This window comes from Amycolatopsis sp. NPDC001319, from assembly GCF_042896185.1.
Classification (GTDB): domain Bacteria; phylum Actinomycetota; class Actinomycetes; order Mycobacteriales; family Pseudonocardiaceae; genus Amycolatopsis.
In genome coordinates this window covers 366,927-390,676 of record NZ_JBIAWY010000003.1, presented here as the reverse complement: position 1 = coordinate 390,676, position 23,750 = coordinate 366,927, and the positions used below count along the sequence as shown (strand labels likewise).

General features: G+C 68.4%; 18 protein-coding genes. 5 read left to right on the top strand and 13 right to left on the bottom strand.

Features of this window, described 5'->3' with window-relative positions:
• Positions 1-55: 55 nt before the first annotated feature.
• The 4 genes from ACFY1H_RS12325 to ACFY1H_RS12310 are packed head-to-tail and all read left to right on the top strand — an operon-like array spanning position 56 to position 3,616.
• The gene (locus ACFY1H_RS12325) at positions 56-619 is read left to right on the top strand and encodes a YbaB/EbfC family nucleoid-associated protein (protein WP_366575805.1); all 564 of its coding nucleotides are present in this window, start codon (positions 56-58) and stop codon (positions 617-619) included.
• Positions 619-942, top strand: coding sequence for a hypothetical protein (locus tag ACFY1H_RS12320; RefSeq protein ID WP_366575807.1), 324 nt, complete (start codon positions 619-621; stop codon positions 940-942). The genes ACFY1H_RS12325 and ACFY1H_RS12320 overlap by 1 nt, the downstream gene beginning before the upstream one ends.
• Positions 943-958: 16 nt before the next feature.
• Positions 959-2,116 (top strand): hypothetical protein, encoded by a 1,158-nt coding sequence (locus tag ACFY1H_RS12315; RefSeq protein WP_386946369.1) that lies wholly within the window; start codon positions 959-961, stop codon positions 2,114-2,116.
• Positions 2,117-3,616, top strand: coding sequence for a hypothetical protein (locus ACFY1H_RS12310; RefSeq protein WP_386946367.1), 1,500 nt, complete (start codon positions 2,117-2,119; stop codon positions 3,614-3,616). It begins immediately after the preceding gene.
• Here ACFY1H_RS12310 and ACFY1H_RS12305 read toward each other — a convergent pair whose 3' ends face one another.
• The 3 genes from ACFY1H_RS12305 to ACFY1H_RS12295 all read right to left on the bottom strand — a co-directional run bounded on the left by ACFY1H_RS12305 (position 3,617) and on the right by ACFY1H_RS12295 (position 11,924).
• Positions 3,617-4,255: a zinc ribbon domain-containing protein gene (locus ACFY1H_RS12305; RefSeq protein ID WP_366575813.1), complete on the bottom strand. Its 639-nt coding sequence runs from the start codon at positions 4,253-4,255 to the stop codon at positions 3,617-3,619.
• A 163-nt stretch (positions 4,256-4,418) separates the two neighbouring features.
• Positions 4,419-8,330: a DNA-directed RNA polymerase subunit beta' gene (locus tag ACFY1H_RS12300; RefSeq protein WP_366575815.1), complete on the bottom strand. Its 3,912-nt coding sequence runs from the start codon at positions 8,328-8,330 to the stop codon at positions 4,419-4,421.
• 90 nt (positions 8,331-8,420) lie between these two features.
• Positions 8,421-11,924 carry a DNA-directed RNA polymerase subunit beta gene (locus ACFY1H_RS12295; protein ID WP_366575817.1) on the bottom strand — a complete coding sequence of 1,168 codons (3,504 nt, stop codon included), beginning with the start codon at positions 11,922-11,924 and terminating at the stop codon, positions 8,421-8,423.
• A 726-nt stretch (positions 11,925-12,650) separates the two neighbouring features.
• On the opposite strand from ACFY1H_RS12295, the gene aroQ reads away from it, so the two are divergent.
• Positions 12,651-13,268: a gamma subclass chorismate mutase AroQ gene (gene aroQ, locus ACFY1H_RS12290; protein ID WP_386946365.1), complete on the top strand. Its 618-nt coding sequence runs from the start codon at positions 12,651-12,653 to the stop codon at positions 13,266-13,268.
• A gap of 74 nt (positions 13,269-13,342) precedes the next feature.
• On the opposite strand, the gene ACFY1H_RS12285 is transcribed toward aroQ, so the two are convergent.
• From ACFY1H_RS12285 to ACFY1H_RS12240, 10 genes are read right to left on the bottom strand one after another with little or no spacing between them, the layout of a single operon-like run.
• Positions 13,343-14,434: a hypothetical protein gene (locus ACFY1H_RS12285; RefSeq protein ID WP_386946363.1), complete on the bottom strand. Its 1,092-nt coding sequence runs from the start codon at positions 14,432-14,434 to the stop codon at positions 13,343-13,345.
• Positions 14,435-14,460: 26 nt separating this feature from the next.
• Positions 14,461-15,093, bottom strand: a complete 633-nt coding sequence (locus ACFY1H_RS12280; RefSeq protein WP_366575823.1) for a hypothetical protein — start codon at positions 15,091-15,093, stop codon at positions 14,461-14,463.
• 45 nt (positions 15,094-15,138) lie between these two features.
• The gene (locus ACFY1H_RS12275; protein ID WP_366575825.1) at positions 15,139-16,404 is read right to left on the bottom strand and encodes an MlaD family protein; all 1,266 of its coding nucleotides are present in this window, start codon (positions 16,402-16,404) and stop codon (positions 15,139-15,141) included.
• Positions 16,404-17,636 carry an MCE family protein gene (locus ACFY1H_RS12270; protein ID WP_366575827.1) on the bottom strand — a complete coding sequence of 411 codons (1,233 nt, stop codon included), beginning with the start codon at positions 17,634-17,636 and terminating at the stop codon, positions 16,404-16,406. The genes ACFY1H_RS12275 and ACFY1H_RS12270 overlap by 1 nt, the downstream gene beginning before the upstream one ends.
• Before the next feature lie 2 nt (positions 17,637-17,638).
• Positions 17,639-18,817: an MCE family protein gene (locus tag ACFY1H_RS12265; RefSeq protein WP_386946361.1), complete on the bottom strand. Its 1,179-nt coding sequence runs from the start codon at positions 18,815-18,817 to the stop codon at positions 17,639-17,641.
• Positions 18,814-19,800 (bottom strand): MCE family protein, encoded by a 987-nt coding sequence (locus ACFY1H_RS12260; protein ID WP_366575831.1) that lies wholly within the window; start codon positions 19,798-19,800, stop codon positions 18,814-18,816. Before ACFY1H_RS12260 ends, ACFY1H_RS12265 begins: the two co-directional genes overlap by 4 nt.
• Positions 19,797-20,828 (bottom strand): MCE family protein, encoded by a 1,032-nt coding sequence (locus tag ACFY1H_RS12255; protein ID WP_366575832.1) that lies wholly within the window; start codon positions 20,826-20,828, stop codon positions 19,797-19,799. The genes ACFY1H_RS12260 and ACFY1H_RS12255 overlap by 4 nt, the downstream gene beginning before the upstream one ends.
• Complete coding sequence (locus ACFY1H_RS12250; protein WP_366575833.1) at positions 20,825-22,156, bottom strand: MCE family protein; 1,332 nt, start codon at positions 22,154-22,156, stop codon at positions 20,825-20,827. Before ACFY1H_RS12250 ends, ACFY1H_RS12255 begins: the two co-directional genes overlap by 4 nt.
• Positions 22,153-22,989: an ABC transporter permease gene (locus tag ACFY1H_RS12245; RefSeq protein ID WP_360597583.1), complete on the bottom strand. Its 837-nt coding sequence runs from the start codon at positions 22,987-22,989 to the stop codon at positions 22,153-22,155. Before ACFY1H_RS12245 ends, ACFY1H_RS12250 begins: the two co-directional genes overlap by 4 nt.
• Position 22,990: 1 nt before the next feature.
• The gene (locus ACFY1H_RS12240) at positions 22,991-23,743 is read right to left on the bottom strand and encodes an ABC transporter permease (protein WP_366575975.1); all 753 of its coding nucleotides are present in this window, start codon (positions 23,741-23,743) and stop codon (positions 22,991-22,993) included.
• Positions 23,744-23,750: the final 7 nt, after the last annotated feature.

The following is a 23,750-nucleotide window of genomic DNA, read 5'->3' as shown; positions in this document are numbered from 1 at the left end:
AGAAGCGGCATAATCCGCACGTCCGCACACCCGTCGTGCACGTGAGGGGGCCGCCGTGTCGGCTGAGATGGATCGTCTCGTCGCCGAGTTCGAGAAGTTCCAGAGCAGGATCAAACAGGCCGAGGCGAACTTCGCCAAGGTCGGCGACATGCAGGACGAGGTGACGGCACTCGAGGCCACCGCGATGTCGCCCGACCGCGCCATCACGGTCGTCGCGGGCGCCGGCGGCTCGGTGAAGGACATCCGCCTGACCGCCGACGCCCTTCGCCAGCAGCCGCAGCAACTGGCCTCGGCCATCCTGTCGACGCTGCACCGCGCCGTCGCCGACGCCGCGCTGAAGCAGGCCGGCATCGTCGACGCGCACGTGGGCGCCGCCTTCGGCGTCGACGTGTCCGACCAGGTCCTCGAGGCCCAGGCCGAAGCGATGGGAACCACAGCCGAAGAGCTGAAGTCCAAAGCCTCGGAGGCAGAGCCGGCCCCCCGCCGCCTCTCGGACGACGACCTCGAACACGGCGACATCCTGCGCCGCGACGAGCCCCCGGTCGCTCCCCCGCCACCGCCCCCGGCCAAACCGGCCGACGACGGCGTCCGCCGCCTGTGGGACCACGAGGAGGACTGATGGCACACGATGTGGATCCGCAGATCCTGAAGACCTACGCGTCGAGCACGCTGCCGCACTACAAGGACGAGACGACCAAGTTCGGCAACCTCGTCAACCAGGCCGACGTCACGGACAAGTCGTGGGGCCTGATCGGGCTGGCGGTGAAGCAGACGTACACGAGCAAGCTCGACGACCTGCGGCAGATGCTCGAACTGATGAAAACCGGCGTCGACACGCTGGGCGGGAAGATGAACCAGGCCGCGGAGATCTACGACGGCCACGAGAAGGACACCGTCATGACCTTCGGCAAGTTCAAGGCGAACATCGACGGACCGCTCTGAGCAGGGGGAGACCGAAATGGCCGACAGCATCGCCGACGGCGTCAAGCTCGAGCACGAGGGCGAGGGGTTCGTCCACGACGCCAACGAAGCCGCCAAGAAAGCGCCGATCATCGGCAAAGGGGTCGAGGGCGTCGAACGAGGCATCAAGGGCTTCAGCGAAGCCGACGACGCCGGCGAGTTCGCGGCGGCCACCGGGCAGATGCTCCAGGACGGCGCCGGCTTCGTCGCCGGAGCCGCGGTGGACGTGGCGAGCTTCGCGCTCGACCCCGTCGGCTGGCTGGTCAGCAACGGGCTGAACATGCTCCTGGAGCTGATCTCGCCGTTGCAGGACGCGCTGCACTTCGTGACGGGCGACGGCCCCGCACTCAAGGAAGCGGCCGGCAACTTCAGCGAGATCGGCGTGGGCTTCGTCAAGCTCGGCGACGACTTCGCCAAGAAGGGCAAGGAGGAGCTCCGGACCTGGGTCGGTGACGGCGGCAACGCGGCCCGCAGTTCGCTGGACCAGTTCTCCGAGGGCATCAAGGGCATCGGCTCGACCACTGGCGGGGTCGGCGAGACGCTTCAGATGTGGTCGATGGTCATGACCGTCATCGAAGAGGTCGTGAAGGCGATCATCAGCGAGCTGGTCAGCTGGCTGATCTACATCTGGCTGCCGGCGCTCGCCGCCTCGATCGTGAGCCTCGGCTCGTCGGTCGCCGCCGCGATGACCGCTTCGATCGCCAAGGCGGCCAGTGCGTTCACCAGGATCACCTCGAAGCTGGGCAAGCTCGGCGAGCTGCTCCAGAAGTTCATGACCTTCCTCTCGAAGTGGACCGACGACCTGATCAAGCAGGGCAGCAAGCTCACCCCGTCCGGTGCTGCCGGCATGACGCCGGGCATGGAGAAGGCCGCGACCGGGGCGATCGCCTCGGCGACGAACTCCCGCGGCATGGCGACGGTCGAGGCGCTCAAGGAGTCGGTCAAGGCCGGCGGCGAAGAAGCCCTCAAGCAGTTGACGGGCGTGAAGCTCGGTGACCTCGACAAGGGTTCGGCCTACAGCGGAAAGGCCGGCTTCGACTTCGTCAACAAGGCGGTCGACAACACCCGCGACATCCTGAAGTCCCGCGGCGGCAGCGACGCAGCCGGTTACCACTCCGAAGAGGACACCCGCGAGAACCTGGACATGGACCAGTAGATGGACCTGTTCGAGCCGTGGTTCATCGTCGGCGGTTTCGCGCTGGGGTTCGCACTGCTGTGGCTCGCCGGCCGGCTTGACGGGCGCAGCGGCTTGGCCGCGACCGCGTGCTACGCCCTGTGCGGTGTGACCTTCTCCGCAACGGCGCTGTACTGGCTTTCCGCAGGCACCGGCAGCTTCGTCCCCCAGCTGATCTGGATCGCGTTCCCGGTGGCGTTCGCCGCGCTGGTGGCGTGGCGGGGCTGGCGGCAGCGCACGTGGATCGCGCGGATCGCGGGCGCGACCAGGCAGCAGACGTTCGGCGTGCTCCCCCACCTCGGCCGCGGGGTCGCGCTCGACCACCCGGACCCCGGTTCCGTGCGTACGGCGGTCGAGTTCGACCAGCAGGGCCACCGCGTGCTGGGTACCGAGTACTCGACCGCGCCGCCCCACCCGAACGAGCCGGGCGCCGCGACCGCCAAGGTCGCGGAGCAGATCGACTCGATCAACTCTTCCGTTCAGCTGCGGATCCCGGTCGTGCCGGCGTTGGTGATCTCACCGCGGACCGGAGCGTTCGAGCCGGAGTACCCCACGCCGCTGGAAGACGCCCGGATCACCCGGAACTACGTCGGCTGGCTGAAGCCCGACCTCGCGCTGGACACCTACGAGGTCGACACCGAGTTCGACCGGCGGTTCACGGTGACCACCTCGGACCCCGAGTTCGCCGCGGCGGTGCTGACCGACGACGTGCGCGCCTTCATCATGAACGACCTGTGGTTCCGAGTGCGCTCGGTCGCCCTCCACGGCGACGCGATGTGGACCACCGAATCGGGCGCGCTGACCGAGGACCGCATGTTCGGCAACTCCCGCCGGCTCGCCATGCTGGCCGCGGTCGTGCCCGCGCCGGTATGGGAGGTGTGGGGCGGGGACAAGGCGTTCGCCGCGGTGGCCGCCGAGTCCGACACGAGCTACATCTCCTGGAACGGCGGTCGCGGCGGGTTCCTGCGGACACCGGTCAACCGCTTCCGCGAGGCGGCGGACCGGCAGCCGGTCACGTCGGTGTCACTGACCACGCGCACGGTCATCGCGCTTGCCCTGGTGTTGCTCGGGCTGCTGCCGGTCCTGAACTCCCTGGCCGCGCTGGTCAACGTGTCGCCCCAGACCCAGCTGACCGTCCTCGAAGCGCACGAAGGCTTCGCCGGCGACTGCTCCCGCGGCCGCGGCGGCTGCACCGGCAGCAGCGACTGGGTCCGCGGCAGGTACGTGCTCGACGGCACGACCCACGACGTGTCGACCCAATGGATCGACACGTTGCCCGCCAAGGGCGAGGTCCTCGACGTGGAGATCGGCCCGATCTGGTGGCACCCGGTCCTGGAGAGCAGCCTCGCGGCGATCTACGTGCTGCTCGTCGCTCTCCTGCCGCTTCTCGCGGGCGCGCTGCTCGCGAAGGCCACTTACCGGCCCAGGCCGCCCCGGCGCGTCAGGAAGCAACGCAAGGCCCAGGAAACGACGAGCGCCTAGCTACAAGCGGGTGCCGCAGTCACCGCAGAAGACGGCGCCGGCGGTGGAGGGCTTGCCGCACTCGGTGCAGTGGACGGTGGGGGCCAGGGACGAGCCGCAGGCGGCGCAGAACTTGCCGCCCTCGGCTTTGACGCCGCAGCTGGGACAGGTCAGGTGGGCGCGGGTGTCGAGGTCGAGGTCGCGGGTCCAGTCGCGGTCGCGGGCGCGGTCCCAGATCTGGTCGCGCTGCGCGGAAGCCTGGGCACGCGAGATCTCCTCCGCGACGCTCGGCGAGCACCGCAGGCACTGCCCGATCTCGGTGTTCCAGCACTGGTCCGCGCACATCCAGTCGCTGCAGCCGCGGCACTGGCGGAAGCTCGGCGAGATCTCCTTCACCGCGGCCGCGAGCGCGCGGTCCTTCGCGGCGGAGTTCGTGGCGCGGTCGTAGCGCCACTGGTCGGCCGAGTAGCTCAGGTCCTGCAGCTTGCCGCCGAAGAACGAGCCGACCGCGCGCAGCACGCCGCGGCCCGTCTCGACCGCGTCGCGCTGGAAGGCCGACCGGTAGCCGTTTCCGCAGCGTTCACAGCGGAACTCGAATTGGTAGCCCTGGGTGTTGGAGATGTCCGAGAAGTTGTCCGTGAACGGCACGACGTCAGCCACGGCTGCCAAGGTAGGCGCGCTCCCCCGGCCCCGGGACCGTAGAAGTGCCGACAACAACGCGACTACCGAACGCATTCATCTCAGCTAACGCCGCCGCATGAAGAAGGCCCCCGCCCCGGAAACCCGGGAACGGGGGCCTTCTCGGCTACAGGCTACGAACCGATCAGCGGAAGTCGCGACCGAAGTCGTAGTCGTCCAGCGGAACAGCGGCACCGGTGCCCGAACCGAACACGTCCGGGGTGTAGTAACCGTCGTCGTAGGACGGGATCGCGTAAGCCGCGACCCGGGCCTCCTCGGTCGGCTGGACCTGGATGTTCCGGTACTTGTTGATGCCGGTACCGGCCGGGATCAGCTTACCGATGATCACGTTCTCCTTGAGGCCCACGAGCTTGTCCGAGCGGCCGTTGATGGCCGCGTCGGTCAGGACTCGCGTGGTCTCCTGGAACGAGGCCGCCGACAGCCACGAGTCCGTGGTCAGCGACGCCTTCGTGATGCCCATCAGCACCGGGCGACCCGAAGCCGGCTCGCCACCCTCGGCGACCGCGGCGCGGTTCGTCGCCTCGAACTTCGTCCGCTCGGGCAGCTCGCCCGGCAGGAAGTCCGTGGCACCGGAGTCGATGATCGTCACGCGGCGCAGCATCTGCCGCACGATGACCTCGATGTGCTTGTCGTGGATCGACACACCCTGCGCGCGGTACACCTTCTGGACCTCGTCGGTGAGGTGCATCTGCGCCTCACGCGGGCCCATCACGCGGAGCACCTCGTGCGGGTCGGGCGTGCCCTCGAGCAGCTGCTGCCCGACGTTGACGTGGTCACCGTCGCCCAGCGGGCCGTTCGGGGTGTTGGCGAGCCGCTGCCGCTTGGACAGCTTGTCGAAGACAATCTCCTCCGACCCGTCGTCCGGGATCAGGGTGATCTTCCAGAACCGCTCGCTCTCCTCGATCCGCACGCGGCCGTCGACGTCCGCGATCGGCGCCTTGCCCTTCGGCACGCGAGCCTCGAAGAGCTCGGTCACACGGGGCAGACCGGTCGTGATGTCGTCACCGGCGACACCACCCTGGTGGAACGTACGCATCGTCAGCTGCGTACCCGGCTCACCGATCGACTGGGCGGCGACGATGCCGACGGCCTCGCCGACGTCGACGAGCTGGCCCGTCGCCATCGAGCGGCCGTAGCAGGTCGCGCACACACCGACCGCCGACTCACACGTCAGGACCGAGCGGACCTTGACCTTCGAGATGCCGCTGGAGAGCAGCTTCTCGATGGCCGGGTCGCCCACGTCGTCGCCCGCGTTGAGCACGACGTTGCCCTTGGCGTCCACCGCGTCCGTCGCGAGGTTCCGCGCGTACACGCTGGTCTCCACGTGCTGGTCGCGGATCACCTTGCCGTCGCCGACGTCCTCGCCGACGACCATGGAGATACCGCGCGTGGTGCCGCAGTCGATCTCGCGGACGATGACGTCCTGCGAGACGTCCACCAGACGACGGGTCAGGTAACCCGAGTCGGCGGTACGGAGAGCCGTGTCCGCCAGACCCTTCCGGGCACCGTGCGTCGCGATGAAGTACTCCGCCACCGACAGGCCTTCACGGAAGTTGGCCTTGATCGGACGCGGGATGTACTCACCCTTCGGGTTCGACACCAGGCCACGCATACCGGCCAGCGACCGGACCTGCGTCATGTTGCCCGCCGCACCCGACTTCACGATCATGGCGATCGGGTTGTCGTCCGGCAGCGCCGTCTCCATGATCTTGTGGACCTCTTCGGTGGCCTGCGTCCACACCTTGACGAGCTCGTTGTTGCGCTCGGTGTGGGACAGCTGACCACGCTGGTACCGCTTCTCGACCTGGTCGGCCTTGCCCTCGTACTCGTCGAGGATGGCCTTCTTGCCGACCGGGGTCAGCACGTCCGAGATCGCGACGGTGACACCGGAGCGAGTCGCCCAGTAGAAGCCGGCGTCCTTGAGCTTGTCCAGCGTCTGCGCCACCTGCGTCATCGAGTAGCGCTCGGCGAGGTCGTTCACGATCGCGGCCTGACGCTTCTTCGGCATCGGCTCGTTCACGAACGGGTAGTCCGCCGGGAGCAGGTCGTTGAACAGCACGCGGCCCAGGGTCGTCTCGGCCAGCCACATCTTGCCCGGCTCCCAGCCGTTCTCCGCGAGCCGCGCTTCGTCGGCCTTGGCCGGCTGGCGGTCCGTGACGCGGATCTTGATGGGAGCGTGCAGGCTCAGCGCCTTGCGGTCGAACGCCATGATCGCCTCGGCCGGCGAGGAGTAGGCGTTGCCCGCACCCTCGGCCTTCTCGTTGAGGCGGGTCAGGTGGAACAGGCCAGTAACCATGTCCAGACGCGGCATGGCGAGCGGACGGCCCGACGCCGGCGACAGGATGTTGTTCGCCGACAGCATCAGGATCCGGGCCTCGGCCTGCGCCTCGGCCGACAGCGGCAGGTGCACCGCCATCTGGTCACCGTCGAAGTCCGCGTTGAACGCCTCGCAGACCAGCGGGTGCAGCTGGATGGCCTTGCCTTCCACCAGCTGCGGCTCGAAGGCCTGGATGCCGAGGCGGTGCAGGGTCGGCGCGCGGTTCAGCATCACCGGGTGGCCGGTGATGACTTCTTCGAGCACGTCCCACACCTGCGGGCGCGAACGCTCCACCATCCGCTTGGCGGACTTGATGTTCTGAGCGTGGTTCAGGTCGACCAGCCGCTTCATGACGAACGGCTTGAACAGCTCGAGCGCCATGTCCTTCGGCAGACCGCACTGGTGCAGCTTCAGCTGCGGACCGACGATGATGACCGAACGGCCCGAGTAGTCCACGCGCTTGCCGAGCAGGTTCTGGCGGAACCGGCCCTGCTTGCCCTTGAGCAGGTCGGACAGCGACTTCAGCGGCCGGTTGCCCGGGCCGGTGACGGGACGACCGCGGCGGCCGTTGTCGAACAGCGCGTCGACGGCCTCCTGCAGCATCCGCTTCTCGTTGTTGACGATGATCTCGGGCGCGCCGAGGTCGATCAGCCGCTTGAGGCGGTTGTTGCGGTTGATCACGCGGCGGTACAGGTCGTTCAGGTCCGACGTGGCGAAGCGGCCACCGTCGAGCTGCACCATAGGGCGCAGGTCCGGCGGGATGACCGGCACGGCGTCGAGCACCATGCCACGCGGGTCGTTGCCGGTCGCCTGGAAGGCGGCCACGACCTTGAGGCGCTTGAGCGCGCGCAGCTTCTTCTGGCCCTTGCCGTTGCGGATGGTGTCGCGCAGGCTGTCGGCCTCCGCGGCGACGTCGAACTCGGTGGCCAGCTTCTGGATGGCCTCCGCGCCCATGCCGCCGGTGAAGTACTCGCCGTAGCGGTCGACCAGCTCGCGGTAGAGCAGCTCGTCGGCGATCAGCTGGCGGGTGTCGAGCTTCGTGAAGGTCGTCCAGACCTCCTCGAGGCGGTCGAGCTCGCGGCCGGCGCGGTCGCGCAGCTGACGCATCTCGCGCTCGCCGCCCTCCTTGACCTTGCGGCGCACGTCGGACTTGGCGCCCTCCGCCTCCAGCTCGGCCAGGTCGGCTTCCAGCTTCTGCGCGCGAGCCTCGATGTCCGCGTCACGCTTGGTCTCGAGGTTCTTGCGCTCGACGCCGATCTCGTTCTCGAGGGTCGGCAGGTCGTTGTGGCGCAGCTCCGTGTTCACGCCCGTGATGACGTAAGCAGCGAAGTAGATGATCTTCTCGAGGTCCTTCGGCGCCAGGTCCAGCAGGTAGCCCAGGCGGGAAGGAACACCCTTGAAGTACCAGATGTGGGTGACCGGCGCGGCCAGCTCGATGTGGCCCATCCGCTCACGACGCACCTTGGCGCGAGTCACCTCGACGCCGCAGCGCTCACAGATGATGCCCTTGAAGCGAACGCGCTTGTACTTGCCGCAGTAGCACTCCCAGTCCCGGGTCGGGCCGAAGATCTTCTCGCAGAAGAGGCCGTCCTTCTCGGGCTTGAGCGTCCGGTAGTTGATGGTCTCCGGCTTCTTGACCTCGCCGTAGGACCACTGACGGATGTCGTCAGCAGTGGCGAGACCAATGCGGAGCTCATCGAAGAAATTGACGTCCAGCACGTCTAAGTCCCCTTGGGGTTGTATCGGCTAGAGGAGTCTTGGTGGCGAGCCGGGGGCCTGCGGGAGGCCGGCCCCCGGCTCAGCACACGATCAGTGAACGACGTCGTCGACGCTGGGCGACTCGTTGCGGGACAGGTTGATGCCGAGGTTGGCCGCGGCGCGCTCGAGGTCCTCGTCGTCGGAGTCGCGCATCTCGATGGCCGCACCGTCGCTGGAGAGCACCTCGACGTTGAGGCACAGCGACTGGAGCTCCTTCAGGAGCACCTTGAACGACTCCGGGATGCCCGGCTCGGGGATGTTCTCCCCCTTGACGATGGCCTCGTACACCTTCACGCGGCCGACCACGTCGTCCGACTTGATCGTGAGCAGCTCCTGCAGCGTGTAGGCAGCGCCGTACGCCTGCATCGCCCAGCACTCCATCTCACCGAAGCGCTGGCCACCGAACTGCGCCTTACCACCCAGCGGCTGCTGCGTGATCATCGAGTACGGGCCGGTGGAGCGGGCGTGGATCTTGTCGTCGACCAGGTGGTGCAGCTTCAGGATGTACATGTAGCCGACCGACACCGGGTACGGGTACGGCTCGCCGGAGCGACCGTCGAACAGCGTGGCCTTGCCGTTCTCCTTGACCATGCGCTCGCCGTCGCGGTTCGGCTTGGTCGAGCCCAGCAGCCCGGTGAGCTCCTCCTCCTTGGCGCCGTCGAACACCGGGGTGGCGGTGTTCGTGTTCGGCGCGACGTCGTAGAGCTCCTCGGACAGGTTCTTCGCCCAGTCCGGGTTGCCTTCGATCGTCCAGCCCTGCGACGCCAGCCAGCCCAGGTGCAGCTCGAGGATCTGGCCGATGTTCATCCGTCGCGGCACACCGTGCGTGTTCAGGATGATGTCGACCGGGGTGCCGTCCTCCATGAACGGCATGTCCTCGGCCGGCAGGATCTTGCCGATGACGCCCTTGTTGCCGTGGCGGCCGGCGAGCTTGTCGCCCGGCTGGATCTTGCGCTTCTGGGCCACGTAGACGCGGACCAGCTCGTTGACGCCCGGGGGCAGCTCGTCGTCGTCCTCGCGCGAGAACACGCGGATGCCGATGACCTTGCCGGTCTCGCCGTGCGGCACCTTCAGCGAGGTGTCGCGGACTTCGCGGGCCTTCTCACCGAAGATCGCGCGGAGCAGGCGCTCTTCCGGCGTCAGCTCGGTCTCGCCCTTCGGCGTGACCTTGCCGACCAGGATGTCGCCGTCGCGGACCTCGGCACCGATGCGGATGATGCCGCGCTCGTCGAGGTCGGCGAGCACCTCCTCGGAGACGTTCGGGATGTCCCGGGTGATCTCCTCGGCGCCCAGCTTGGTGTCGCGGGCGTCGATCTCGTGCTCCTCGATGTGGATCGACGTGAGCACGTCGTCCTGCACCAGGCGCTCGGAGAGGATGATCGCGTCCTCGTAGTTGTGGCCCTCCCACGGCATGACCGCCACGAGCAGGTTCTTGCCCAGCGCCATCTCACCGTTCTCGGTGGACGGGCCGTCGGCGATGACCTGGCCCTTCTCGACGCGGTCACCCTCGTCGACGATCGGGCGGTGGTTGAAGCACGTGCCGTGGTTGGAGCGGCGGAACTTGTACAGTCCGTAGCTCTTCCGCGTGCCGTCGTCGTGCATGATCGTGATGATGTCCGCGGACAGCTCCTCGACCACGCCGGCCTGCTCGGCCACGAGGACGTCACCGGCGTCGACCGCGGCGCGCAGCTCCACACCAGTGCCCACGTACGGGGCCTGGTTGCGCAGCAGCGGCACGGCCTGGCGCTGCATGTTCGCGCCCATCAGCGCGCGGTTCGCGTCGTCGTGCTCCAGGAACGGGATCATCGCGGTGGCGACGGAGACCATCTGCCGCGGCGACACGTCCATGTAGTCGATCTCGAGCGGGTCGATCAGCTCGACCTCGCCACCCTTGCGGCGACCCAGGACCTTGTTCTCGACGAAGTGGCCGTCGTCGGTGATCGGCGCGTTGGCCTGCGCCTTGACGAAGCGGTCTTCCTCGTCGGCCGTGAGGTAGTCGACCTGGTCGGTGACCTGGCCCTCGACGACCTTGCGGTACGGGGTCTCGATGAAGCCGAACGGGTTGACCCGCGCGTAGGAGCAGAGCGAACCGATCAGGCCGATGTTCGGGCCTTCCGGCGTCTCGATCGGGCACATGCGGCCGTAGTGCGACGGGTGGACGTCGCGGACCTCCATGCCGGCGCGCTCACGGGACAGACCACCGGGGCCCAGCGCCGAGAGGCGGCGCTTGTGGGTCAGGCCCGACAGCGGATTGTTCTGGTCCATGAACTGCGACAGCTGCGAGGTGCCGAAGAACTCCTTGATCGCCGCGCCGATCGGGCGGATGTTGATCAGGGTCTGCGGCGTGATCGCCTCGACGTCCTGCGTGGTCATGCGCTCGCGCACGACGCGCTCGGTGCGGGAGAGACCGACCCGGATCTGGTTCTGGATCAGTTCACCCACCGTGCGCAGGCGGCGGTTGCCGAAGTGGTCGATGTCGTCGGTCTCGACCGGCACCTCGACGTTCGACACGCTCGTCATCTTGTCCTCGCCGGCGTGGAGCCGGACCAGGTACTCGATGGCCGAGACGATGTCCTCTTCGGTCAGCGTGCCGGTGTCGTACGGGGTGTCGAGACCGAGCTTCTTGTTGACCTTGTAGCGGCCGACCTTGGCCAGGTCGTAGCGCTTCGGCTTGAAGAACAGGTTCTCCAGCAGCGTCTGCGCGCTCTCCTTCGTGGGCGGCTCGCCCGGACGGAGCTTGCGGTAGATGTCGAGCAGCGCCTCGTCGGTGCCGGCGGTGTGGTCCTTCTCGAGGGTCGCCAGCAGCGTCTCCGAGAAGGAGAAGCGCTCGCGGATCGCCTCGGTGGTCCAGCCCAGCGCCTTCAGCAGCACGGTGACCGGCTGGCGGCGCTTGCGGTCGATGCGCACGCCGACGGTGTCGCGCTTGTCGACGTCGAACTCGAGCCACGCACCGCGGCTCGGGATGACGCGCACGCTGAAGACGTCCTTGTCGGTCGTCTTGTCGACACTGCTGTCGAAGTACACGCCCGGAGAACGCACGAGCTGGGACACGACGACCCGCTCCGTGCCGTTGATGATGAAGGTGCCCTTGTCCGTCATCACCGGGAAGTCGCCGAGGAAGACCGTCTGGCTCTTGATCTCACCGGTGTTGTTGTTGACGAACTCCGCCGTGACGAACAGCGGGGCCGCGTAGGTCATGTCCTTGTCCTTGCACTCCTCGATCGAGGCCTTGACCTCGTCGAAGCGCGGGGCGGAGAAGGACAGCGACATGGAACCGGAGAAGTCCTCGATCGGGGAGATCTCGTTGAGGACCTCCTCCAGGCCGCCGACCGGGTTCTCGTCACCTTCGTTGACGCGGCGCTCGAACCACGCCTCGTCGCCGGTGAACCACTGGAACGACTGGAGCTGCACGTCCAGCAGGTTGGGGGTGTTAAGGGGCTCGCGAATCTTTGCGAAGGAGACCCGCTTGGGCGCGCCGGGGATACCCGTGGACTCCGAGCGGGATACAGCCGAGGTGGTCGCAGCAGTGGCCTGGTTCGCGGGAGAGACTGCCAAGATGCGTCCTTCCGGGGACAATGAGCGGTGAGCAGCCGTTATGGCAACAGGTGCCGTCGCGACTGTCAGGGGTGCCGTGTGCCCACTACTCTAACTACCGGCTCCGGGCAGCCTGAAAGAGGGCAGCGCAAAGAGGCAGTCTAGCTTGAACGACGCGGTCTGTCCAGGGGGCGCTCCCGATGGGGCCCAGCCTGCCTCGCGGCGTTGTAGCAATGCCTCCGACCCGCCCGGGTTCTGCGTCCCTCCCGCAAGGTTCGCGCTCCCGGCCGTGACCGTTGGCAGTAAGCCTGAACCCACGACGCCTTCGAGTCAAGATGCCACTCGGGGGTCCGACCGGTTGGCGCAGCGTCGACCGGGGCATGCGGAGGGTGACAACCGGGATGATCATCCCGGTTACCCGCCGGTACCTGCAGAATCGCGGTCGCGGGGTCGGTCGGGGCGGGGTTCAAACGGTGTTCTGCGTCACGAACAGGGGTCGCGGGGTGAGTGGTCCAGTCGGCCCACGGGCGTGGTGCGGCGGGCGGCTGAGGGGTTGTCGGCGCGCTGCTCGCGGCGGATCGAGGGGCTGGTTCGTGACCCGGGAGCCGGGTGCGGCGGTACGTCCGGGCAGACAAATCCGGCATCGGCACGATTGCGCGTCCACCCGGCGAGATTGTCCGGGTTTCGTGAATTCCCCACCGCTAAAATCGGATCCGATCCTGGTCGCCGGCCCACGACGGAGTGCTCATGCTCGGGAACGAGACCGCTCGCCGCTCCACCGTGATCCTCGCCGTCGCCCTGGCCGCACTCACCGTCGGAGGCACTCAGGCCATGGCCGCATCCGAAAAGACCGCCACAGACACCAAGGACAGCACGGGCCACGCGTTCGGCCGGCTCCGGCCGCTCACGGACCTCGTGGTCGAGCGCCTGCGGGTGAGCGATCGTGTGGCGGCGTCGAAGTTCGGCACCGGCAAGCCCATCGACGACCCGGCGCGCGAGGAGCAGGAGCTCGCCGCGGTGCGCACCCGGGCGTTCGCACTGGGGCTGGACCCCGAGCGCACGGCCGCGTTCTTCTCCGACCAGATCACCGCCAGCAAGGTCGTGCAGCGCGGGCTGTTCGACCGCTGGACCGCGCACCCCGAGCAGGCACCCACCACGCGCCCGGACCTCACGGAGATCCGCGCCGAGCTGGACGAGCTGACGACGTCGCTGCTGACCGAGCTGGTGGCCACGAACGACGTCCGCGAGCCCGGCTCCCCGCGCCGCGTGGACGTGCTCGAGGCGCAGATCTCGGCCGACGTCGTCGACCACCTCGACGAGCTGCACCGCACGGCACTGCGCACGGCCGTGCAGTCGCTCTGCTGAGGCTCTCCGGACACCGGCGGAAAGCAAGAAAGGCCCGGCACCCGCTCAAGCGGGCACCGGGCCTTCTGCGGTCCTTACTTCGACGGCGGCGGCGAGGCCGGCGCCGAGGAAGCGGGCGCCTTGGCCGCGGGCGGCGCCGGGGCCTTGTACGTGTCGAGGTCGGTGATCTTCCACGTGTCGCCCTGCAGCTGGGCGTCGACGTGCAGCTGGGCCGAGCCGGCGGTGGTCTGCTTGGTGTCGGTGCGCGTGGAGGTCTGGTCGACGAACACCATCACGCGGGCGAGGTCCCCGTTGAGCATGATCACCGCGCTGCGCGTGACCTTGCAGGTCACCACCATCTTCTGCTGCGGTGCGAGGCGCTTCACCTCGCCCATGAGCGAGTTGTACTTGGCCTTGACGTCGTCGTTGGCCAGCACGCTGTTGGCCGCGTCCTCGGTCTTCTTGATGTTGTTGAAGTCGTAGGAGAACAGGGTCTCGGTCGCCTTCGAGACCTGGTCCTTGACCTGCGCGGTCTTCGCGACGTCGAGCAGGGCGGCGTTGCTCGTGGAGTCGGAGACGTCGTCGAACTTCAGCTTGAAGAACACCGCGCCCCCGGCGAACACCAGGCCCACCACGAGCAGCACCACGACCAGTGCGACCGAGCGGTCCTCGCGCGGCTGCAGCTTCGCCCACGGCGGCGGCGTGGCCGGAGCGCCGGCGGCCTCCTGCTCGGCCTCGTCGCGGTCCACGGGCTTCGCGCGGCCCGCGTCGCGGCGCTTCCGGCGGGGAGCGGCGTGGGCCGGCCCTTCTGGCTTCTCGGGAGCTTCTGGCTTCTCGGGAGCTTCGGTTTCCACGGCCTCGCCGGTGAGGGCGTCGACCTCCGCCTCGTCCTCGACCGGGGCCGAGGTGTCCTCGGTCGCCGGCCCGCGGGACCGCGAGATCCCCGCGCTCTTCGGGAACCGGATCTCCTGCGTGACCTCGGACGGGTCCGCGCTGGTCAGCGGGCCGGGCCGCGGCACCGGACGCGGGCGCGGCTTGGCCGGGGCCGGGGTCGCGGGGGGAGTCGGCCGCTCGTCGGTGGACGCGGGTGCGCCGTCCGCGCTCGACGGCTTGCGCAGCCCGGCGACCCTCGGCCGGCGGGCCGGCGGGGTGCTGCTGCGGGGCGGCTGGCGGCGGGAGGGGGGCACTGGGAGAACTCCGTTCTGCGGTGAAACTACTGTCCGGAGGCGACGAGGGGGACGCTGTCGATGCCGGACAGCTTCCACTCGCTCCCGACGCGGGTCATCGAGGCCTCCAAGCGCAGCGCCTTCGAACTGGTCTGGCCGCCCGCGCTGTTCGTCGTGGTGATCGCGGCCAGGAAGCTCGCCTTGCCCTCGTGGTCGTCGAGCTCCTCGACGGCGATGTCCTGCACCGTCGCGGTGACCTTCACCTTCGAGTCGGTCAGCGCCTTCGAGTACGTCGCCCGGCCCGCGTCGATCTGCTGGGCCATGTTGGTGTCCGACACGGCCTTCTGGTGGTCGAAGTACTCGTTGAGGTTGGTGTAGTCCACGGTGGTGTAGGCCTCAACCGCCGCGGCGCCCGCCTTCACGACGTCGTCGCGGGACTTCGCGAGGTCGGCGTTCTCGCCCGTGCCCGCGACCCACCACATGATCCCGAAGACCACGGCGACCACGAAGGCGGCGAGCGCGAAGGCCCCGGCGCCGAAGAGCCACACGCGCGGCGAGCCCGGCAGGGACCGCTTGGCCGGCGAGGCGGCCGCGTGCGACGTGGTCTCCGAAGCGGAAGCCGAGGCTTCCGGCGGCGACGAGGTCACCCCTTCCTCGGCGGCGGCCTGTTCGGAACTCATATCACTCCAGGGTAGGTAACGGTCGTCAAATACCGGTCAGGACGCTCAGCCGGCGAGGCCGAGCAGCGCTCCCAGGCTGTTCAACGAGACACCCGGGCTTCCGGCTACGCCCGGCACGGCGGCGTCGCGCATGTCCTGCAGCTCCTGGGCCGGACGGCCCGCGTTGGCGTCCACGTCCGCCTGCGACGGCGCGACCGGGGCCCCGCCGTACGGCGCGTTCTGCGAGCCGCGGACGTTGATCGGGCTGCCCTTGGGCTCGGCACAGTACACGTTGTCGTCGGCCGGCCGCGGTGACGTGTCGGCGCCCGTGCGGTACTGGCTGTAGGGCAGGTAGCCCTTCGTGCAGGCCGGCGGGTTGAACAGGTTGAGCACGAGCCCGAGGTGGGCGGTGCCGTCGCCCGGCGCCACGCTGGACGCCGCGCCGGCCAGCGCCGGGTAGGTCACCAGGCCCTGTTCGATGCCGTCCAGCCGCGTCACGGTGACGTTGGCCGTGGTCAGCAGGTTCGCCGTCAGCGCGCCCAGGCCCGGCCCGGTCTCGTTGACGACCTGGTTGATCTGGGCCGCGACCTGCGGTGTGACGCCGATGAGCTTGCGCAGGTCACCGTCGGAGTTCTTCAGCGTGCCCGTGAGCTCGTTGAGGTTCTTGGAGAAGTCCGCGAAGTTCGACGCTTCGTGGTTCTGCGTGTCCAGCGCCTGGCCGCCGGCGTCGAGCAGCTGCACCGTCTGCGGCAGGTACTGCTGGGCCGTGGCCGTGAAGCTCTGCGCGGTGTCGAGCAATTGCTGCAGGTCGCCGCCAGTGCCGCGGAACGCGTCGTAGGACTCGTCCACGACGGTGCGCAGCGAGTCGGTGGGCACGGAGGCCGCCAGCGAGTCGAGGTCCGACAGCAGCCGGTCGGTGCTGACCGGCACCGTCGTCTTCGACGCCGGGATCACCGAGCCCCCCGCGAGGTATGGGCCCTTGTCGTTCTTCGGCCGCAGGTCCACGTACTGCTCACCCACGGCCGAGCGGTTGGCGACCACGGCGTCGAGGTCCGCGGGCACCTGCGGCGCCGACGGGTCGATGTTGAGGTCGGCCTCCAGGCCGGTCTGCGTGAGCCGCAGCTGGCCGACGCGCCCGATGTTGAAGCCGCGGTAGGTCACCTCGGCGTTGGTGAAGATGCCGCCCGACTCGTTGAGCTGCAGCTTCACCGTGTAACCGCTGTCGCCGAACACCGAGCCGAGGCCGGCGAAGCGGACCAGGGCGTAGACGAGCGCCACGATCGAGATGATCGCGAAGGCCACGAGCTGGATCTTCGTCTTGCGCAGCAACATCAGCCCGCACCTCCCGAGAGGATCCCGAAGAGCCCGGACAGCCCGCCCTGCGACGGCTGCCCGCCGCCCTGGCCGCCGGTCGAGTTCGGCTGCTTCGAACCGGAGCCCGAACCGGACTGGTCGGGGAACGACAGCGGCGGCGGCTGGTCGGCGGGCGTGCCGCTCACCCCGCCGGTCAGGCCCGGCACCGGCAGCAGGTTCGACAGCGGGTTGTCCCGGCTGCGGCCCAGGTTGTCGATGATGTCCTTGAGGTTCAGGTCGACCTTCGCGAAGAGGTTGAAGTAGTCGCCCTTCACGTCGTCGTAGGCCTGGTCGGTGAACGGGAAGGTCAGCAGGATCTGCAGCGCCTGCGGCAGGTCGTTGCCGGCCTCGCCGAGCTTCTGCAGCGTCGGCGTGAGGGCCTTGAGGTCGGCCACGAGGTCCGCCTTGCTCTTGTTCACGGTGTCGGTCGCGACGCCGGAGAGGTTGTTCAGCGCGTTGAGCATGGTCACGAGCTGGCCGCGCTGCTGCTCCAGCACGCCGATGCCAGGCCCGAGGTTGTCGACGGCGCCCACCAGCTTGTCCTTCTGGTCCTTGAGCGTCATCGACAGCCGGTCGAGCCCGTCGAGCGCGCGGGTGATGTTGCGCGACTGCTCGTCGAGGTTCGTCACGAGCTCGTTGGCGTTGTCCAGCAACGCCTTGATGTCGGGCTCCTTGCCCGCCGTCGCGTTGTTGAGCTCCTTGGTGATGGTGTTGAGCTGGTCGACCCCGCCACCGTTGAGCAGCAGCGACAGCGCGCCGAGGACCTCTTCGACCTCGACGTCGCGGCCGGTGCGCGCGAGCGGGATCGTGGCGTTGTTCGCGAGCGTGCCCTGCGCCTGGCCGTCGCCGGGTGACGACAGCTCCACGTACTTCTCGCCGAGCAGGCTCGACTGCTTCACGTTGGCCAGCGCGTTGGCCGGCAGCTTCACGTCGCCGTTGATCTCCACGGTGACCTCGGCGTGCCAGCCGTCGGGGGTGAGGCCGACGGACTCGACCTGGCCGACCGGCACCTCGTTGACCTTCACGCCGGCCTGCGGCACGAGGTCGAGCACGTCCTGGAACTGCACTTTCACCTTGTACGGGTGGCTGCCGAGGTCGGCACCGCCGGGCAGCGGCACGTCGTAGATGCCGGTGAACCCGCAGCCCGACAGCACCAGCGCGGACACCGTGGTGACCACGCCGGCGGCGGCGAACCTCTGGAGGCGCTTCATGCTCAGCTCCCCGTCCCGTAGACCTGGCCCGCGAGCGGGAGCGGCAGTGGCGGAAGCTTGCCGTTCTGCAGTGACTGCACCACCTGCGCGGTGGACGGCAGCGGCACGAGGCCGTCGACCACGCCGGCGATCGAGCCGCACGTGTTGCCGAGCAGCTTGAGCGCGTCGGGCGTCTGCTTGAGCAGGTTGCACACCATCACCAGCGGCGGCTGCGTGAGCTCGTTGAGGTTCGGCCGCGCGTCGAGCGTGCCGGAGGAGCCGTTGTAGACGTTGACGAGGTTCGACAGCGCCACCGGCGCCACGTCGAGGATCTCCGACAGCGCGCTGCGCTGGTCCACGAGCACCTTGGTGACACTGGCCAGCTTGTCCACATTGGACTTGAGCCGGCCGCGGTTCTGCTCGATGAAGCCCTGCACCGACTGCAGCGTGGTGCTCAGCTGCTGCACGGTGGCGGCGAGGTCGTCCTTCTCCCCCGCCAGGTACCCGCTCACGTCGGCGAGCTGGCTCTCGAACTGGCGCACCTGGCTGTCGCTGTTGACCAGCGTCTGCGAGAACTGGCCGAGGTTCTGCACGGTCTGGAACAGGTCGTCCTTGTTGCCGGCGAGCGTGCCGGACGCCTGGCCGAGCTTGGCGATCGTGTCGTGCAGGGCCTGGCCGTTGCCGTCCACGTTCTTCGCGACGGTGTTGAGCAGGTCCGAGAGCGAACCGTTCTTGTTGGCGCCGTTGGGGCCGAGGGTCTCGCTCACCTTCGCGAGGCTCGCGGCGAGCTGGTCGACCTCGAGCGGCACCTCGGTGCGGTTGAGCGGGATCACGGCGCCGTCGGAGATCTTCGGGCCGCCGGTGTACGCGGGCGCGAGCTGGATGTAGCGGTCGCTGACCAGCGACGGCGAGACGATCAGCGCCTTCGCGTCGGCGGGCACGGGCACCGAGCGGTCGTACTCGAAGTCCACGCGCACCTGGTTGCCCATCGGCTGGACCTTGGTGACCGTGCCGAGGTCGACGCCGAGCATCCGCACGCTGTTGCCCTCGTAGAGGCCGACGGCGCCGGAGAAGTACGCGGTGAGGTGGTTGCGCCCCGCGTCCTTGAGCGTCCACCAGATGCCGCCCGCGACCACGAGGGCCAGCACGACGGCGATGGACGCGCCGCGCAGGAGCGATTGGCCGAACCGGGTGTCACTCATTTCGTGTAGCACCCCTCTTGGTTGAGCGGGCCGACCGACGGCGCCACCAGGCCGCAGATGTAGTTGTCGAACCAGTGCCCGGTGCCGATGGTGTTGGTGAACACGCGCACGAACGGGGCGAACTTGGCGATGCCCTGCGCGAGCGAGTCCTGGTTGCGCTGCAGCATCGACGTGAGCTGATCCAGCTGCGTGAGCACGGGGTCGAGCTGCTTGTCGTTGTCGTCGACGAGGCCCTGCAGCTGCGTGGCGAGCTCCTGGGAGCCCTGGAGCAGCGCGGTGATGGCCTGCTCGCGCTTGGAGATCTCGTCGAGCAGCTGGTTGCCGTCGGTGATCAGCTTCTGCACCTCGGCGTCGCGGTCGACCAGCGTCTGCGACACCTCGCGGGTGTTGGCCAGCAGGTTCGACAGCTGCGCGTCGCGCGAGGCGATGGTGTCCGACAGCTTCGACAGGCCCGAGAGCGCGCCCTTCACGTCCTCGGGCGTGTTGGCGAACGTCTGCGTGATGGTGTCGAAGCTCTTCGCGAGCTGGTCGGTGTTGATGTCGTCAACGGTCTGGGACAGGCCGCGGAACGCGTCGAGCACGTCGTAGGGCGACATCGTGCGGTCGCGCGGGATCGGCTGGCCCGGGTTGAGCGTGCCGGTGCCCTGCGGGTCCAGCGAAAGGTACTTCTGACCCAGGAGCGTCTTGATCTTGATCGCGGCCGAGGTCTTGTCGCCGAGCCAGGCGTCCTTGACCTTGAACGACACCTTGACGCTGGCGCCGTCGAGCTTGATCTCGGAGACCTTGCCGACCTTCACGCCGGCGATGCGCACGTCGTTGTCGGTCGTGAGCCCGGCGGCCTCGGAGAACTCGGCGCTGTAGGTCGTGCCGCCGCCGATCACCGGCAGGTCGTCGGAGTTGAGCGCGGCAATGAAGCCGAGCACGAGGACCGCGAGCCCGACCAGCGCGATCGGGACGGGGTTGCGCTTCTGGAAGGACTTCATCCGCTGCACCTCTCCCGGTTGGACGGCAGCAGCGGCACGTCGATCGGCTGGTTGACCAGCGGCGGCAGGGCGACGCTGCCCTTGACCTCGCAGGCGTAGAAGTTGAACCAGGAGCCGTAGTCGGCGGTGCGGGTCAGCGCGCTCACCTTCGTCGGCAGGAACTGGATGAAGTGCTCCAGCGTGGGCTCGTTCTTGTTGAGCTTGCCCGCGAGGTCGCCGAGCGCGCCGATGTCGTCCTTCAAGGGCTGGCGCGCGTCGCCGAGCAGGCCGGCGGTGGTCTGGGCCAGGGTGCCGAGGCTGTCGATCGCGTCACCGATGGGCTTGCGGTCGGCGGCCAGGCCGGACACCAGCTGCTGCAGCTTCACGATCAGGTCGCTCAGCTGCGGCGTGTGCGCGTTGACGGTGTCGAGCACCGAGTTCAGGTTGTCGATGACCTCGCCGATCACCTTGTCCTTGTCGGCGATCGTGGTGGCCAGCGACGCGGTGTGCGACAGCAGGCTTTCGACGGTGCCGCCCTCGCCCTGCAGGACCTGGATGACCTCGTAGGAGAGCTTGTTGACGTCGTCGGGGTTCAGCGCGGTGAACAGCGGCTTGAACCCGTTGAACAGCTCGGTGAGGTCCAGGGCGGGGGTGGTGCGTTCGAGCGGGATGGTGCCGCCCGGCGCCAGCGTCTTGCCGGAGGTGTCGCTGCCCTCGCCGAGCGAGAGGTAGCGCTGGCCGACGAGGTTGCGGAACTTGATCTGCGCGGTGACACCGGCCGGCAGCTGCCGCCCGGCGTCGACGGTGAAGTCGACCTGCGCCTGGCGCTTGTCGACGATCTTCACGTCCTTCACCGTGCCCACGCGGACGCCGGCGATGCGGACGTCGTCGCCGTTGAGCAGCAGCGTCGCGTCGGTGAAGCGCGCCGAATAGTCCAAGGTGCTGGTGGTGTTGATGTTCGCGATGCTGATGCCGAGCACTGCGGTGAACAGCACGGTGATCACCACGAAGATCGACAGCTTGATCAGCGGTGCGGCCAGTCCCCTCACTTCACCGTCACCTCCGCACCCCGGTAGAGCGGGCCGACGAGCAGCGAGCCCCAGCCCGGGAAGTCACCTTGGGACATCCCGACTTCCGGCCCCACGAGCTGGCCGAGGAAGTCGTTCTCCGCGCCGGAGTACGCCGGGTCGCCGCCACCCGTGCCGCCGCCGAGGCCCGCAGCGTCGGCGAGGAGGTTGCCCGGGTTGAGGCCGGTGCTGTGGGAGTTCGGCGCGTTCGTGTGGCTGGTGCCGTCCTTGAACGCGCCGTCCGGCGGCTCCTGCGGGAACGGGTTCGGCAGGTTCTTCAGGTCGTAGCAGCGCGGGCCGCGCTTGTCCTCGAACCGCGGCTCGTCCTGACCCGCCTTGTAGGGACCGCGGTTCACGACCACCTCGATCGTCGCGTGCAGGCCGGGCTGTTTGGTGCCCTTGCCGAGGGCCTTGTCGACGACCGGCACGAGCTTCGCCATCTGCCCGATCACGCACGGGTACTCCGGCGCGTACTTGGCGAGCAGCTCAGCTGTGGGCCGTGCGGTGTCGGCGAGGCTGATGATGTTCTGGGAGTTGGCTTCCAGGAACGACTGCAGGTTCTGCGAAGCCGTGGTCAGGTTGCCGTAGAGGCTGGCCAGGTTCTGCTGCTCGTCCACCACGGTGCGGGTGGTCGTGCTCAGGTTGTCGAGGCTCTGCACCAGGTCCGGCGCCGACGCGCTCAGGTTGTCGGAGAAGTCCGCCAGGGCCTTGAGGTTGTGCTGCAGCTGCGGCTCGTGCGGGTTGAGCTTGCCGATGTAGTCGCCCAGCTGCGAGAGCGTCTCGCCGAGCGGCTTGCCGCGGCCCTGCAGCGCGGTGGAGATCGCGGTGAGCGTGCTGGAGAGCTTCTGCGGCTGCACCGCCTGCAGCACCGGGAGCAGGTGCTGCAGCGCCTGCTCCAGCTCGATCGCGCCCGACGTGCGGTCCTGCGGGATCACGTCGCCGTCGGTGAGCGTCTTGGCGGACGGGTTCTTCGGGATCTCGAGCGAGACGTAGCGCTCGCCGAAGAGCGTCTTGGGCAGAAAGCGTGCCGAGACGTTCTCCGGGATCAGCTTCACGTAGTCCGGCTGCAGATCGAGCGTGAGCTCGGCCCCGTCGGTGGTGGCCGCGATGGTCTTGACCGACCCCACGATCAGGCCGCGCACCTTCACGTCCGACTGCTCCAGCAGCTGGTTGCCGATGCTGTCGGCCTCGAGCTTCACCGTCACGAACTTGGTGAACGCCTTGTTGTACAAGGCGATGCTCAGGGCCACACCTCCCACGAGCAGCGCCACGAGCAGCAGGCCCAGAAGCCTGCGCCGCAGTGTGATCATCCCGCAATCCTCACCGTGACGTCGGTCCCCCAGATGGCGAAACCGATGAAGAAGTTCACGATCGAAACCGTGACGATGGAAAGGCGCACCGCGCGGCCCACGGCCACGCCGACGCCGGCCGGCCCACCGGAGGCGCGGTAGCCGAAGTAGCAGTGCGAAAGAATGATCAAGACGCTGAAGATCAGCACCTTGATGAACGAGTACAGAACGTCTTGCGGTGGTAGGAAAAGGTCGAAGTAGTGGTCGTAGGTACCCGCTGACTGGCCGTAGATGTAGATGACCACCAGCCGCGACGCGAGGTAGGAGCTCAGCAGGCCGATGATGTAGAGCGGGATCACGGCCACGAACCCGGCGATGATCCGCGTGGTCACCAGGTACGGCAGGCTCGGCACGCCCATGACTTCCAGCGCGTCGATCTCCTCGGAGATCCGCATGGCACCCAGCTGCGCGGTGAAGCCGGCGCCGACCGTGGCCGACAGGGCCAGGCCCGCGACGAGCGGCGCGATCTCGCGGGTGTTGAAGAACGCGGTGAGGAAGCCGGTGAACGCCGAGGTGCCGATGGAGTTCAGGGCCGAGTAGCCCTGCAGGCCCACGAGGACACCGGTGAAGAGCGTGAGGCCGACCATCACGCCGACCGTGCCGCCGATGACCGCGAGCGAGCCGGAGCCGAAGCTCACCTCGGCGAGCAGCCGCAGGACTTCCTTCATGTAGCGGCGCAGCGTGCGTGGCGTCCACAGCAGCGCGCGGCCGTAGAAGGACATCTGGTCGCCCAGGGTGTCCAGGGTCTCCAGCGGACGGTGGGCGACGCGCTTCGCACCCGAGATGAACGTCATGTCAGTCCAGCTTTCCGGGCACGATCTGCAGGTAGATCAGCGTGATCACGAAGTTCACGACGAAGAGCAGCAGGAACGTGATGACCACCGACTGGTTCACCGCGTCGCCCACGCCCTTCGGGCCACCGCTGGGGTGCAGGCCCCGGTAGGCCGCCACGACCGCGGCGATGAAGCCGAAGATCAGGGCCTTGAGCTCACCGACCCAGAGGTCGGATTCCTGGGCCAGCGCGGAGAAGCTCGCCAGGTAGGCACCCGGTGTACCGCCCTGGAGCACGACGTTGAAGAAGTAGCCGCCGAGCACGCCGATGACGCTGACCATGCCGTTGAGCAAGAGGGCAACGAGCATCATCGCGAGCGTGCGCGGCACGATCAGGCGCTGGACCGCCGAGACGCCCAGCACCTCCATCGCGTCGATCTCCTCGCGGATGGTGCGGGCGCCGATGTCCGCGCAGACCGCGCTGCCGCCGGCGCCGGCCACCAGCAGCGCGGTGACGAGCGGGCTGGCCTGCTGCACCGTGGCGAGCACCGAACCGGCGCCGGTGTAGGACTGCGCGCCGAGCTGGCGGGCGAGCGCGCCGAACTGCAGCGAGATGACCGCGCCGAACGGGATCGCGACGAGCGCCGTCGGCAGGATCGTGACGCTGGCGACGAACCAGGCCTGCTGGATGAACTCCCGCAGCTGGAACGGGCGCTGGAAGATGCCGCGGATGATGTCGAGACCGAGGGCGAACAGGTTCCCGGTTTCGCGGAGCATGCCCGCT

Bases quoted from the DNA above. Each gene is read 5' to 3' on its own strand.
- ACFY1H_RS12270 (WP_366575827.1), bottom strand. From the start codon at position 17,636: ATGAAGCGCCTCCAGAGGTTCGCCGCCGCCGGCGTGGTCACCACGGTG.
- ACFY1H_RS12250 (WP_366575833.1), bottom strand. From the start codon at position 22,156: ATGATCACACTGCGGCGCAGGCTTCTGGGCCTGCTGCTCGTGGCGCTG.
- aroQ (WP_386946365.1), top strand. From the start codon at position 12,651: ATGCTCGGGAACGAGACCGCTCGCCGCTCCACCGTGATCCTCGCCGTC.
- ACFY1H_RS12240 (WP_366575975.1), bottom strand. From the start codon at position 23,743: ATGCTCCGCGAAACCGGGAACCTGTTCGCCCTCGGTCTCGACATCATC.
- ACFY1H_RS12310 (WP_386946367.1), top strand. From the start codon at position 2,117: ATGGACCTGTTCGAGCCGTGGTTCATCGTCGGCGGTTTCGCGCTGGGG.
- ACFY1H_RS12280 (WP_366575823.1), bottom strand. From the start codon at position 15,093: ATGAGTTCCGAACAGGCCGCCGCCGAGGAAGGGGTGACCTCGTCGCCG.
- ACFY1H_RS12245 (WP_360597583.1), bottom strand. From the start codon at position 22,989: ATGACGTTCATCTCGGGTGCGAAGCGCGTCGCCCACCGTCCGCTGGAG.
- ACFY1H_RS12265 (WP_386946361.1), bottom strand. From the start codon at position 18,817: ATGAGTGACACCCGGTTCGGCCAATCGCTCCTGCGCGGCGCGTCCATC.
- ACFY1H_RS12260 (WP_366575831.1), bottom strand. From the start codon at position 19,800: ATGAAGTCCTTCCAGAAGCGCAACCCCGTCCCGATCGCGCTGGTCGGG.
- ACFY1H_RS12315 (WP_386946369.1), top strand. From the start codon at position 959: ATGGCCGACAGCATCGCCGACGGCGTCAAGCTCGAGCACGAGGGCGAG.
- ACFY1H_RS12275 (WP_366575825.1), bottom strand. From the start codon at position 16,404: ATGTTGCTGCGCAAGACGAAGATCCAGCTCGTGGCCTTCGCGATCATC.
- ACFY1H_RS12320 (WP_366575807.1), top strand. From the start codon at position 619: ATGGCACACGATGTGGATCCGCAGATCCTGAAGACCTACGCGTCGAGC.